General features: G+C 60.2%; 14 protein-coding genes (1 of these 14 cut by a window edge). 5 read left to right on the forward strand and 9 right to left on the reverse strand.

The window, feature by feature from the left end; all coding sequences use genetic code 11:
• The 4 genes in view from C8N43_RS18770 to msrP are tightly spaced (at most 38 nt apart) and all read right to left on the reverse strand, a layout consistent with a single transcriptional unit that may run on beyond the window.
• On the reverse strand, positions 1–578 hold the 5' portion of the coding sequence (locus C8N43_RS18770; protein WP_107847245.1) for a histidine phosphatase family protein. The gene continues 199 nt to the left of window position 1, outside the view; only the first 578 of its 777 coding nucleotides appear in the window; its start codon is at positions 576–578; its stop codon lies off the left edge, out of view.
• Positions 579–616: 38 nt separating this feature from the next.
• The gene (gene msrQ / locus C8N43_RS18775; RefSeq protein WP_107847246.1) at positions 617–1,264 is read right to left on the reverse strand and encodes a protein-methionine-sulfoxide reductase heme-binding subunit MsrQ; all 648 of its coding nucleotides are present in this window, start codon (positions 1,262–1,264) and stop codon (positions 617–619) included.
• On the reverse strand, positions 1,261–1,470 hold the full coding sequence (gene merF / locus C8N43_RS18780) for a mercury resistance system transport protein MerF (protein ID WP_107847247.1): 210 nt from the start codon (positions 1,468–1,470) through the stop codon (positions 1,261–1,263). Before merF ends, msrQ begins: the two co-directional genes overlap by 4 nt.
• Positions 1,470–2,381 carry a protein-methionine-sulfoxide reductase catalytic subunit MsrP gene (msrP, locus tag C8N43_RS18785; RefSeq protein ID WP_107847248.1) on the reverse strand — a complete coding sequence of 304 codons (912 nt, stop codon included), beginning with the start codon at positions 2,379–2,381 and terminating at the stop codon, positions 1,470–1,472. Before msrP ends, merF begins: the two co-directional genes overlap by 1 nt.
• Before the next feature lie 330 nt (positions 2,382–2,711).
• On the opposite strand from msrP, the gene C8N43_RS18790 reads away from it, so the two are divergent.
• Positions 2,712–3,239, forward strand: a complete 528-nt coding sequence (locus tag C8N43_RS18790; protein WP_158270021.1) for a peptide-methionine (R)-S-oxide reductase — start codon at positions 2,712–2,714, stop codon at positions 3,237–3,239.
• Between the two features lie 23 nt (positions 3,240–3,262).
• Here the strand turns inward: C8N43_RS18790 and C8N43_RS18795 are convergent, their stop codons facing one another.
• On the reverse strand, positions 3,263–4,750 hold the full coding sequence (locus C8N43_RS18795) for an FMN-binding glutamate synthase family protein (RefSeq protein WP_107847250.1): 1,488 nt from the start codon (positions 4,748–4,750) through the stop codon (positions 3,263–3,265).
• Positions 4,751–5,014: 264 nt separating this feature from the next.
• On the opposite strand from C8N43_RS18795, the gene C8N43_RS18800 reads away from it, so the two are divergent.
• Positions 5,015–5,500 (forward strand): fasciclin domain-containing protein, encoded by a 486-nt coding sequence (locus C8N43_RS18800; protein WP_107847251.1) that lies wholly within the window; start codon positions 5,015–5,017, stop codon positions 5,498–5,500.
• 61 nt (positions 5,501–5,561) lie between these two features.
• On the opposite strand, the gene C8N43_RS18805 is transcribed toward C8N43_RS18800, so the two are convergent.
• The 3 genes from C8N43_RS18805 to C8N43_RS18815 form a co-directional block, all read right to left on the reverse strand.
• Positions 5,562–6,209, reverse strand: a complete 648-nt coding sequence (locus C8N43_RS18805) for an HAD family hydrolase (RefSeq protein WP_107847401.1) — start codon at positions 6,207–6,209, stop codon at positions 5,562–5,564.
• An 89-nt stretch (positions 6,210–6,298) separates the two neighbouring features.
• Positions 6,299–8,914, reverse strand: a complete 2,616-nt coding sequence (clpB, locus tag C8N43_RS18810; RefSeq protein WP_107847252.1) for an ATP-dependent chaperone ClpB — start codon at positions 8,912–8,914, stop codon at positions 6,299–6,301.
• Positions 8,915–9,040: 126 nt separating this feature from the next.
• Positions 9,041–9,361, reverse strand: coding sequence for a hypothetical protein (locus C8N43_RS18815; RefSeq protein ID WP_107847253.1), 321 nt, complete (start codon positions 9,359–9,361; stop codon positions 9,041–9,043).
• A gap of 181 nt (positions 9,362–9,542) precedes the next feature.
• On the opposite strand from C8N43_RS18815, the gene C8N43_RS18820 reads away from it, so the two are divergent.
• The 3 genes from C8N43_RS18820 to C8N43_RS18830 are packed head-to-tail and all read left to right on the forward strand — an operon-like array spanning position 9,543 to position 11,461.
• Positions 9,543–9,857, forward strand: a complete 315-nt coding sequence (locus C8N43_RS18820) for a hypothetical protein (protein ID WP_107847254.1) — start codon at positions 9,543–9,545, stop codon at positions 9,855–9,857.
• Positions 9,858–9,910: 53 nt separating this feature from the next.
• Complete coding sequence (gene pyrF, locus C8N43_RS18825; RefSeq protein ID WP_107847255.1) at positions 9,911–10,600, forward strand: orotidine-5'-phosphate decarboxylase; 690 nt, start codon at positions 9,911–9,913, stop codon at positions 10,598–10,600.
• Between the two features lie 60 nt (positions 10,601–10,660).
• Entirely contained in the window at positions 10,661–11,461 is an 801-nt protein-coding gene (locus C8N43_RS18830; RefSeq protein WP_170114435.1) for a DUF1194 domain-containing protein, read from the forward strand.
• A gap of 70 nt (positions 11,462–11,531) precedes the next feature.
• On the opposite strand, the gene C8N43_RS19685 is transcribed toward C8N43_RS18830, so the two are convergent.
• Positions 11,532–11,756, reverse strand: a 225-nt coding sequence (locus C8N43_RS19685; RefSeq protein WP_158269875.1) for a hypothetical protein, incomplete at its 5' end; no start/stop codon positions are given.

Consider the following 11,756-nt stretch of genomic DNA (forward strand, 5'->3'; position numbering starts at 1 on the left):
CATGCGCTGATGATCCGGCGCAGCTCTTCGACATCCTCGGCTCCTTGCAAGGACAGCAACAGGTTCAGCTCCGGATTGGTTTCCACCACGAAGGCTTCGCTCAGATCATCGGCCACCTGATCGAAGCCTACATTCAGGCTCTCGAGCGTCTGCTGGTTGCGACACCACTCGCTGACGATGATCTTGGAGGGCAGCAAAAGGTTCGAGCCTAACAGCAGTCCCAGGGTCTCCATATCTTTGCGACCCTCGGGGCTCATGATCCTCTGGTTGGCGCAATCGGTCGGGGCGACGTTCTTGACGTCGAGCTTGCTCCAATCCGTCGGCCCATGCCGCATGAGGAAGACAAGATCGGTGCGCTGCTGCAGTTCGTCATTCATCTGGAATGGCTCGAAGATCAGGCGGTCGTCGATCTCCGGCGCGTTCTCCCCCAGCTCGATTGTCATGGAGCCCATATGGGTCGAAACCTGCTCCATCTTGCCTTTGACTTTCATGTTCTCGATGTCGAGGGTCTGCCCAAAAGCCGCCGACGCACCAAAGGCCGCACATACTGCGAAAGCGCCGAAATTAAGTCTGTTCATAATAATCGTCTCCTATGGGCGCATATCGCGGGCCCGGTTTAACTGCGGGGCAGAAGTCTTCGCCATCTGAGGGAAAGAAGGATGATGACGATGGCGAGATAGATCAGTGGCTCCACCTCCCAGACCTTTTGCACCATAACATAGTGGATCGCGCCAAGCAGAAATGCTGGATAGGCCAGCTTGTGCAGCTTCTGCCACGCCATTGGGCCCATCTTGCGTATCGACGCATTGTTGGACGTCAGCGCCAGCGGGATCAGTAGGGCAAAGCCCAGCATACCGATCGTAATGTACGGCCGTTTCAGGATATCGGCCCACATCTCGGACCACCGCCACTGCATGTCGAGCCAAACCCAAATACTCAGGTGCAGAACCACATAGAAGAAGGTCAGAAGACCCAAGGGCCTGCGGAACTTGATCAGCTTCAGTCGAAACTTGTCCCGCAGGATCGAGATCGTCATGGTCGCGATGAAGAACTGCAATGACAGCTCGCCCAGCCAGTGCTCCAGCGTCTTTGCCGGATCTATGCCCAATCGATTGCCGAACAGATCGTAGGTCCCGGTCAGGGCCAGCGCGATACCGACCACGATATAGAGACCGGGCAAAGCGCCGATCAGATAGACTAACCAAGTTGGGATTGGGCGTAGGACGATATTAACGCGCTCCGGCAGGGTTAAGGGGTGGCTCATGCCCGGGCCTGAGCAACGCGGATGGCCGATGCGACAAGGATTCCGCCAAATACGATCAGCGCAGGCACCACGATCGGGTCTATCCAAATAGTATAAGCGCCTAACCCAAGGCTCGTGAGGGTGATGACCAGCAAGGGCGTGAAGCAGCAAATCGCTGCCACCACAGAGCCGATCAGCCCAATACGAAATCCGCGGTCTTTCAACATTAGAAGTTCTCGCGCAAATCCATTCCTTCGTAGAGCGATGCAACCTGCTCTTCGTATCCATTGAACATAGGCGTCGGGATGCGTTTGGCCAGTAAGCCGCCCCCTACTCGCCGTTCGGAGGCCTGAGACCAACGCGGATGATCCACCTCGGGGTTCACATTACTATAGAACCCGTATTCGCGCGGATTGATCATGTTCCAACTGGCTTCGGGCTGGGTATCGGTCACCGTAATCTTCACGACCGATTTGATGGATTTGAAGCCGTATTTCCACGGAACAACCAGTCTCAGAGGCGCACCGTTCTGGTTGGGAATGTCTTTTCCGTAGATGCCGGTGGCCATAATGGTCAGCGGATGCATCGCCTCGTCAAGGCGCAGACCCTCGCGGTAGGGCCACGGGATGAAGTTGCGCTTCTGGCCCCACATCTCTTCGGGGCGCAGCAATGTCTCGAACCCGACATATTTCGCACCGTCCTGCACGCCTGCCATGTTCAACAGATCGGCCAGCTCAAACCCGTTCCACGGGATCACCATCGACCATGCCTCGACACAGCGGAAGCGGTAGATGCGCTCCTCAATGGTCATGGCGTCCATGATCGTTTTGAAGTCGTAAGCACCCGGCTTGTCGACCATTCCGTCGATCTCGACCGACCACGGGCTTGTCGTCAGAGCGCCCGCATATTCGGCAGGGTCGGACTTGCCAGTGCCGAACTCATAGAAATTATTGTACTGGGTGATCTCTTCCCAGCTGTTGAGATCTTCCTCGGTTGAGTATTGAGATGCGAAGCCTTGCCCGGCGATCCCTCCTGCGGCCAGTGCGGTCGCGCCGGCCATGAACGCGCGGCGGTTCATGAACACATGTTCGGGCGTGACATCGCCCCAGGTCAGGTCGGAGAGGAATCGTTTTGCCATCAGAATACAGGCTCCTTGCGTTTGCGTGCTTAACCTATGGACTAGCCACGCGGTTCCGCAAAACCAAATGAGGGCTGCTCACGAAACTGTTGGATCGGCGACATGACGCCGCCTTTCACATCACAATAGCGCAAACCGTCAGCGGGCCAAGCGCAGCCTGTCCAGCAATTCTGCCAAGAACACCGGCAGATCGGCAGCGCCGCGCGGCACACGCCGGGTCACATTGTGGGGATGGCATGACTTTTTGGACCTTTTGCAGGCTTAGCCGCGCTACGGTGGGATATCGGCACAGCGCATTCGTTTGAGCCTGACATGAGAGGAGGACACTTCATGCCTAAAGACACTTCGCCCATCCTATCCCGGCGCGGCTTCTTTGCGACATCCGGCGCTGCGGCCCTGACCCTTGCGGCCCCGGCGCGCGCGGAGAGCCATGGCGACACATTCCAGTTCGAGATCGTGCGTACCGAAAAGGAATGGCGCGAGCAGCTCAGCGGGATCGAATACGGCATCTTGCGCGAAGGCCGCACCGAGCCGCCCAAATCCAGCCCGCTCTGGGAAGAGACCCGTCCGGGGGCCTATCATTGCAAAGGGTGCGACCTGCACAGCTATGATGGCATCTGGAAAATTGTCCTCGATAAGGGCTGGGTCTTCTTTGAGCACGCGGTGCCCAACGCGGTGCTGTTTGGCATAGACGGCCCGGTGCCCGAATATGGCGGCATGGCAGGTGGGCCCGGGACAGTGCCCGAAGTGCACTGCCGCCGGTGCGGCAGCCACTTGGGCCATCATGTCTTTCTGTCGCGCAAGATCCTGCATTGCATCAATGGCTACGCGTTGGATTTCAAACCGGCCGAAGCCTGATCAGTCGTTTAAGAATTGCCCGGTCACGCCTTTGGTTTGACCGGGTAGAGAACATCCATCGGCACCGACTTGCCCGTGTCCTGGACAATGCGCACGTGCTCGCGGCGGAGCTGTCGCGGCTCGGACACGCCGACGGAATGGGCGATCAGCTCGACCTCCTTGACGATACCCTTCGCGTAAAGCGCGACCCGCTTGAATTTGTCCTCCACCACGAGGCCTTTCTGAAACCTCTTGTCATGGGTGGTGATGCCGGTCGGGCACGTGTTCTTGTTGCACTTCATGGCCTGAATGCAGCCCAGCGAGAACATGAAGCCCCGCGCGGAGGTGACGAAATCCGCGCCCGCCGCAAGCGCCCAAGCCACATCTCCCGGCACCATCAGCTTGCCGGAGGCGACCAGCCGAATGCGCGACTTCAGCCCGTATTCGCGCAAGAGGTTGGCGAGCTCTGGCAAGGCTTCCTTGATCGTCACACCGACCAGATCCATGAGCGGCAGGGGCGACGCCCCGGTGCCCCCCTCACCCCCGTCCAAAGTGATGAAGTCCGGCGCCTCATCGCGCCGCAGGATCAGGTCGAACAGCTCGCGAAACGGTGCCTCTGAGCCATACACCGTTTTGATCCCCACGGGTTTTCCGGTGATATCGCGCACATGGGCAATGAAATCCAACAGCTCGTCGAAGTCCGAAATTTCGATATGGCGGTTTGGCGAGATACTGTCCGTGTGCTCTTCGATCCCGCGAATTTCCGCGATCTCTGCGGTGATCTTGGCCGCGGGCAGGATGCCGCCCTTTCCGGGCTTGGCCCCTTGGGCGAGCTTCACCTCGAACATCTTGACCTGCGGGTGGCTTGCCACCTCTTGCAGCTTGTCATCGTTGAGCGAGCCGTCCTTGTTGCGCACGCCGTACTTCGCCGTGCCGATCTGGAACACGATGTCGGCCCCGCCCTCCAGATGAAACGGGCTCAGCCCGCCTTCGCCCGTGTTCATCCAGATGCCAGCCTCTTTGGCGCCTTTCGACAAGGCCAGCACTGCCGGTTTGGATATGGCGCCGTAGGACATGCCCGACAGGTTGAAGAAGGACTTCGCCTCGTAGGGCTCACGCGCGTCCGGACCGATAACCAGCGGCTCGGAGGACGAAAACTGATTGTCGAGCGGCGGGAACGCCGCATTCACGAACAAAGGCGTGCCCACAACCGACGTGTTGCGGGTCGAGCCGAACGCGACGGTGTTGTCCTGCCCGCTGGATGCGCGGCTGACCCAGTTGCGCTGCGCCCGATTGAAAGGCAGCTCTTCGCGGTCCATCGCGAAGAAGTACTGGCGGAAGAACTCGCCCAACTCGCTAAACAGGTGCCGAAACCGCCCGATGACGGGGTAGTTGCGCCGAATGGCGTCCTCGGTCTGGGTGCGGTCAATCACGAAAAGAACCACTGCGATGGCCGCCGCCGTGCCGAGAACCACGAGGAAGGCCAGCGCCATGATTTCGATCGCCCAGCCCGCCCAATCGAACATCCACATCTTTCATGCTCCTGAAATGACTTTCGCCACTCTGTCAGAGCGTCCGAAAGGTGCAACCCCGACGGGCATTTTCAGCCGGATCGATAACGTGTTCTGACATAAGATTTATTGGAAACGCAAAGCGGCGCTGGCTTAGTCCAACCGCGCCTTCCGTCAATCTGAATATCTGCACACTCGGCAGCATCCTGCCGCAGGGTTTGAGCGTATCCTTTGCGATGCCCAATCACGGGCGTCTTCAAAAACGAACATCTGGAGACTTACAACATGATCCGCAGAACCTTTCTCGCGCTGACCGCTGCCGCAAGCCTCGCCGCGCCCGCTTTTGCTGATGGCCATTCCAAGGACATCGTAGACACCGCCGCCGCCGCAGGCAGCTTCGAGACCCTGTTGGCCGCTGCAACGGCCGCAGGCCTTGTCGACACCCTGAAAAGTGAAGGCCCCTTCACGGTCTTCGCCCCCACCGACGAAGCCTTCGCCGCTCTGCCAGACGGCACCGTCGAAAGCCTGCTGCTGCCCGAGAACAAAGACCAGCTGACAGCGATCCTGACCTACCACGTGGTGGCAGGCAAAGTGATGTCGACCGATTTGACGGACGACATGACCGCTGCAACCGTGCAAGGCGGTGAGATCACCATCGATCTCGACAACGGCGTCATGGTCAATGACGCAACGGTCGTGTCCGCCGATGTAGAGGCATCAAACGGCGTGATCCACGTCATCGACAAAGTGATCATGCCCACCGGCGGCTAAGTCACAAAACAACAGCCCACTTCGGGGCTACGAGGAAGGCCGTGCGAGCGGCCTTCCAACCCTAGACGGACAACAGCTCCGGCAATTCCAACATATCTTCGAAGACATGATCGCATATCGGCAACAGGCGCGCGCGCGGCATCTCCGCTGCGAAGCCGAACACGGTCATGCCTGCGGCCTTCCCGGCTGCAGCGCCCGTTGGGCTGTCCTCGACCACCGCGCACCGATCCGGTGCAACTCCCGCATCCGCAGCAGCCTTTAAGTAAACGTCCGGCGCGGGTTTTGGGAGCGCCACGTCTTCTCGCGAATAAACGCGCCCCTGAAGCCGCTCAAACAGTCCGGTGCGCCGCAAAGTGATATCCATCTTGGCATGCGGCCCGTTCGAGCCCACCGCATAGGGAAGCCCGGCCGCATCTAAGGCATCCAGCACCGCAGGCGCGCCGGGGATGACCTCAACTTCCGCCGCAAGACGCTCAAACATCTGTGCATAGAACTGATCGACCCAGCCTATTGGCAGGTTCGCTCCCATCGCGTTCGCCTTGTCCATCACGCCCCGCATGGTCCCGCCGACGAACTGGTCCAGAACATCGTCGAGCGACAGCACAAGCCCGTGCCGCGCAAGGTCCTCTTGCATCAGGCGGTTGGTGATCGGCTCACTGTCCACCAGCACGCCATCACAATCGAAGATAACCAGATCAAACTTGTGCATATCAAAAGGGCCGGAACGTTGATGTTCCGGCCCTTTCATCGCATCACGCCCTGGCGCGCAATGCACTTTCTACGTCAGCGTGTGACAGGTCAGTGGACGACCGCGTCTTCTGGGGGCTGACGGTTGGATGCCGACACCCGGTCACCAACCAAAAGCCCATCAGCGCCCGCACTGATCGTGACCACGTCCCCGTCGCTCACATCGCCGGCCAAGATCATCTCGGCCAGTTGATCCTGCAAGGCTCGCTGGATCACGCGCTTCAACGGACGCGCGCCGAAGACCGGATCGTAGCCCTCGTCAGCGAGCCATGTCTTGGCGGCGTCATTGAGCTCCAGCTTGATCTTGCGACCCGCCAAACGCTTCTCAAGCCGCGCCAGCTGGATCTCGACGATCCCGGCCATGTCGTCGCGGGCGAGCCGATCGAAGATGATCGTCTCATCCAGACGGTTCAGGAATTCGGGCCGGAAATGCGCCCGAACGGCGTCCATCACATCGCGCTTGGCCTCAGACGCATCAGCGCCTTCCGGAAGCTGAGACAGAGCCTGCGCCCCAAGGTTCGACGTCAGGATGATCAGCGTCTGCTTGAAGTCGACCGTGCGGCCCTGACCGTCAGTCAGCACACCATCGTCGAGCACCTGCAGCAGCACGTTGAACACATCCGGATGCGCCTTCTCGACCTCGTCGAACAGGACAACCTGGTACGGTCTGCGACGCACGGCCTCGGTGAGAACGCCGCCTTCGTCGTAGCCCACGTAGCCCGGAGGTGCGCCGATCAGACGCGCCACCGCGTGCTTTTCCATGAACTCCGACATGTCGATACGTACCATTGCGCTGTCGTCGTCGAACAGGAACTCGGCCACGGCTTTTGTCAGCTCGGTTTTACCCACGCCAGTTGGCCCAAGGAACAGGAACGAGCCCAGCGGACGGTTCTCGTCGTTCAGACCAGCCCTGGCACGGCGCACGGCATTGGACACGGCCCGCACCGGCCCTTGCTGCCCGATGACACGCTGGCCCAACTCTTCTTCCATGCGCAGCAGCTTCTCGCGCTCGCCCTCCAGCATTTTGGAGGTCGGGATACCGGTCCACCGCTCCACAACTGAGGCGATCTGCTCGGGGCGGACGGCCTCTTCGACCATCTGTGTCTCTTCGCGGCTCTCGGCATCGGCAAGATTTTTTTCCAGCTCCGGGATCACGCCGTAGGACAACTCACCCGCTTTGGCGAGGTTGCCTTCACGCTTCGCGATATCCAACTCCGCGCGAGCGCGGTCGAGCTTCTCTTTCAGGTCACGCGCGCCTTCAAGCTTGTCGCGCTCTGCCTGCCAGGTTGCCGTCATCTCGCCGGATTTCTCCTGCAGATCGGCCAACTCTTTTTGAAGCGTCTCCAATCGGTCCATCGACGCGGCATCATCTTCCTTCTCAAGTGCTGCCGCCTCGATCTGCAACTGCAAAATTTGCCGATCCAAAGCGTCCAGCTCTTCGGGCTTGCTGTCGACTTCCATGCGCAGCCGGGATGCGGCCTCGTCCATGAGGTCGATCGCCTTGTCCGGCAGGAACCGGTCCGTGATGTAGCGATGCGACAATTGAGCCGCCGCGACCAGAGCACTGTCGGAAATGCGCACACCGTGGTGCAGCTCGTACTTTTCCTTAATGCCGCGCAGTATCGAAACCGTGTCCTCTTCGGTCGGCTCCTCGACCATGACCGGCTGGAAGCGCCGGGCAAGGGCCGCGTCTTTCTCGACATGCTTGCGGTATTCGTCCAGCGTCGTGGCGCCCACACAATGTAGCTCGCCCCGAGCCAGCGCGGGTTTGAGTAGGTTGGACGCGTCCATCGCCCCGTCGGCCTTGCCAGCGCCGACCAGCGTGTGCATCTCGTCGATGAACAAGATGATCTCGCCAGCGGCAGAGGTCACTTCCGACAGGATCGCTTTCAGACGTTCTTCGAACTCACCACGATATTTCGCGCCCGCAACCAGCGATCCCATGTCGAGCGACATCAGCTGCTTGTTGCGCAGGGATTCCGGCACATCGCCATCGACAATACGCAGTGCAAGCCCTTCGGCAATGGCCGTCTTACCGACGCCGGGCTCGCCTATCAGAACCGGATTGTTCTTCGTGCGACGGCTGAGAACCTGCATCGTGCGGCGGATTTCTTCGTCGCGACCGATGATCGGGTCAATCTTGCCTTCACGCGCCGCTTCCGTCAGGTCGCGCGCATATTTTTTCAGGGCATCGTAGCCTTCTTCCGCACTCGCGCTGTCGGCGGTCCGGCCCTTGCGGATGTCATTGATCGCGGCGTTCAGCCCCTGTGCGCTCACCCCGCCCGCATCAAGCGCGTCCTTGGCAGGAGACTTCACCATCGCCAGTGCGCACAACAACCGTTCCACTGGGACGAAACTGTCACCAGCCTTCTTGGCCAGCTTCTCGGCCTCGCCCAGAACCTTGGCGGTCTGGCCGTCCATGTAGACCTGTCCGCCAGTGCCGGTGACTTTTGGCATCTTGCCCATTGCCAGATCGACGGCTTCCAGCACGCGCGTGGGCGCACCACCGGCGCGCGTGATCAGATTGGATGCGAAGCCCTGCTCGTCATCCATCATCGCTTTCAGCAGATGTTCGGGGGCAAGGCGCTGGTGATCCTCGCGCATTGCGATTGTTTGCGCCGCCTGGATGAAGCCCCGCGCACGCTCTGTGAATTTTTCCAAATCCATGGTCTCGTTCCTCTCTCAAGCGCCGGTTGTGCGGGCCCGCTATGCGGCACCCGATAGGTCCGGCCTCTCTAGGGATATGGAAACTGCAACAGGCGGCCGCAAGACCGCCTGTTGCAAAAATATCGCTCAATTCTGAGCAGCATCGTCATTGATTTGCACCGTCGCCTCGTCGGACGCCATGCCTTGGCTGTTCGGGGCTGCGGCGGTGTCACCGGTTTGATCCGGGATCGCTCCGGTGTCGGACGCCACCATTGGCTCGCTCTCCGGCTGGTCGCCCACGGGCATGTTGCTCACCGCGGTCTCCGATACGCCTTGTACGTCATTCCCGCCGTCAAAATTCAGCAGCACCGCCAGCAAGATGACCGCCACGACACCCGCGCCGATGATCATCCAAAAAACTGATCTGCCCGGCGCGTTGCGCTCGCCTTTGATATCCATGCTCGCCATGTTCGTGTCTCCTAAAATGGGTTGATTGGAAAGAGAACGTGGGCAGCGGCGCAGGGGTTCCAGCAGCTTTGGTTCTGAAACAATTCTGCAGCGGGATTCACCAAACAGTGACCGACGAGAGTTGGCGAGGGAACCAACGAGTCCCTACGTAAGTTAGCAAGAAAATAATAAGGAGAGTGATATGAGCAGTTATCACACCGAGGTGCAAAACCTCAACTATAACGCCGCCAACCGCAGCTTTGAGGCGTTGGTGGTGTTCCACGAAGGCGGCGAGACCCGCAAGGTCCCTATCTCCGCCCCACTCCCCATCACAACTGAATTTGAACACGTCGCGACGGTGCTGGTCGCCCGCGCCAAAGCACGACGCGCCAAAGGCACGGCGCGCCTGACCGCGCGCGCACCTGCACTGAAGGAAGGCAAGCTGTTGCACCTCGACAATCTCGTGCGCCAATTCAAGGACGCGATGGGCCTGAGCGATATACCCAACGCCGCTTGACGCAGGCGACACGGGCAGGCAGCTAGGGGCAAATCCATAACTGGAGAACCCCAATGCCCGATGATCGATTAATTGTCGCCTTAGATGTGCCGAACGCCCTCGCCGGCCTCGATCTGGCGGGAAAGTTGGGAGCATCGGTGAATTTCTACAAAATCGGCCTCGGCATGCTGACTGGAGGCGGATTGGCGCTTGCCAACGAGCTGAAGGACGAGCACGGCAAGCGCATTTTCCTCGACATGAAGCTTTTTGATATCGGCGCGACGATCGAGGCGGCGGTGCGCGGACTGGCGCAGTTCGACCTCGATTTCCTCACGGTCCACGGTGACCCCCATGTGGTGCGCGCTGCGATGGAAGGGGCGTCCGGCTCAAGGCTCAAAATACTTGGCGTCTCGATTTTGACGTCCCTCGACCGCGCCGATCTTGATGCAAACTGCATCAAGCCCGGCGATATCCACGACATCACGCTGGAGCGCGCCGCGAAGGCGCTAGAAGCTGGTGCCGATGGTGTTATCGCCTCTCCTCAAGAGGCCGCAAAAATCCGCGCGTTGCCGGAAGCTAAAGGCCGCTTGATCGTAACCCCCGGCGTGAGACCGACAGGCGCAGATCTGGGGGATCAAAAGCGCATCGCCACCCCTGCCCAAGCAATCACAGAAGGGGCCGACCATATCGTTGTCGGTCGTCCGATTTGGCAAGCACCGAACCCGTCCGAGGCCGCGAAAGCCATCCTCGCCGAACTTCCCTGACCGACTTCTCTGAAAAGAAGTGATTGGACCCAGCCGTCCATCTTGGACAACGTGGGGCCTATGTGGCGTTCCTTGGTTCTCATGGCCGCTTTCGGCCTGATCTCTCTTGACCCCGCCCGCGCGGATCTCGTTGAGGTGGACCTTGAGCTTGCGCTGATGGTCGACGCGTCCCGCTCGATGACCGAGCGCGAGCTGGAAATCCAACGCCGCGGCTATGCCGAGGCCTTGCGCTCGCCCCAAGTGCTGCGCGCCGTGCAATCGGGGCTGCTGCAGCGCGTGGCAATGAGCTATATCGAATGGTCCGGCACGCAGCGCGTCGTCGTAGACTGGACCCTGATCGAAACCGCAGAAGATCTGGATGCTTTCGCCTCCAAGCTGGACTGGTGGTTCGACCCCGCATTGCGTCGCACGTCAATCTCCGAGGCGCTTTTGTTCGGCGCGAGCCAGATTGAGACAAACGATTTCGACGGTCTGCGACAGGTGATCGACATCTCTGGCGACGGGCCAAACAATCAAGGTCGCGGCGTCGAGACGGCCCGCAACAGCGTGGTCGCGAAGGGTATCGTGATCAACGGCTTGCCCTTGATGACCGACGAGGGCCTTGGCCGCGCTTGGCATCTCGACGGGCTCGACATCTACTACCGCACTTGCGTGATTGGTGGCCCGGGGGCGTTTGTCATTCCGGTGCTTGATTGGGGCGACTTCGCCGATGCGGTGCGCCGCAAACTGGTGCTCGAGATGGTTGGCCTAACACCCGCCGCCGCAGCGATTCCCGTTCAGGCGTTGGCCCGTGATCCAAGCGATTGCCGCATCGGCGAGAAGATCTGGGAAGAGCGCCGTCGATATTGGGACGAGCCATAGACGCAAAAAAGCCCCCGCCTTTTCAGGCGAGGGCTTCTTCTGGGTCCAGGGAGAAGACCGCGGGGGGACGTTACTTCACGATACGCTCGGCGGCGCTGTCGTTGCTCAGTGCGAAGAAGCGCAGCACGTCGGAGGAGGCTTTCGTGGCCACGTCAGCCGTCTTGTTGACCGACCGCTCGGCGGCGCTCTCATTTGCCAGCGCGCCGTTCAGCTGGGCGGCGAAGATGTTGCCGGTGGAGGTGTCGCGGATGACGCGCTCGGCGGCGCTGTCATTGCCAAGGGCGAAATGGGCGGC

The sequence above is a fragment of the Litoreibacter ponti genome, from assembly GCF_003054285.1.
Lineage (GTDB): Bacteria > Pseudomonadota > Alphaproteobacteria > Rhodobacterales > Rhodobacteraceae > Litoreibacter > Litoreibacter ponti.

Bases quoted from the DNA above. Each gene is read 5' to 3' on its own strand.
- msrQ (WP_107847246.1), bottom strand. From the start codon at position 1,264: ATGAGCCACCCCTTAACCCTGCCGGAGCGCGTTAATATCGTCCTACGC.
- merF (WP_107847247.1), bottom strand. From the start codon at position 1,470: ATGTTGAAAGACCGCGGATTTCGTATTGGGCTGATCGGCTCTGTGGTG.
- msrP (WP_107847248.1), bottom strand. From the start codon at position 2,381: ATGGCAAAACGATTCCTCTCCGACCTGACCTGGGGCGATGTCACGCCC.
- C8N43_RS18790 (WP_158270021.1), top strand. From the start codon at position 2,712: ATGCCTAAAGACACTTCGCCCATCCTATCCCGGCGCGGCTTCTTTGCG.
- C8N43_RS18795 (WP_107847250.1), bottom strand. From the start codon at position 4,750: ATGTGGATGTTCGATTGGGCGGGCTGGGCGATCGAAATCATGGCGCTG.
- C8N43_RS18800 (WP_107847251.1), top strand. From the start codon at position 5,015: ATGATCCGCAGAACCTTTCTCGCGCTGACCGCTGCCGCAAGCCTCGCC.
- C8N43_RS18805 (WP_107847401.1), bottom strand. From the start codon at position 6,209: ATGCACAAGTTTGATCTGGTTATCTTCGATTGTGATGGCGTGCTGGTG.
- clpB (WP_107847252.1), bottom strand. From the start codon at position 8,914: ATGGATTTGGAAAAATTCACAGAGCGTGCGCGGGGCTTCATCCAGGCG.
- C8N43_RS18815 (WP_107847253.1), bottom strand. From the start codon at position 9,361: ATGGCGAGCATGGATATCAAAGGCGAGCGCAACGCGCCGGGCAGATCA.
- C8N43_RS18820 (WP_107847254.1), top strand. From the start codon at position 9,543: ATGAGCAGTTATCACACCGAGGTGCAAAACCTCAACTATAACGCCGCC.
- pyrF (WP_107847255.1), top strand. From the start codon at position 9,911: ATGCCCGATGATCGATTAATTGTCGCCTTAGATGTGCCGAACGCCCTC.
- C8N43_RS18830 (WP_170114435.1), top strand. From the start codon at position 10,661: ATGTGGCGTTCCTTGGTTCTCATGGCCGCTTTCGGCCTGATCTCTCTT.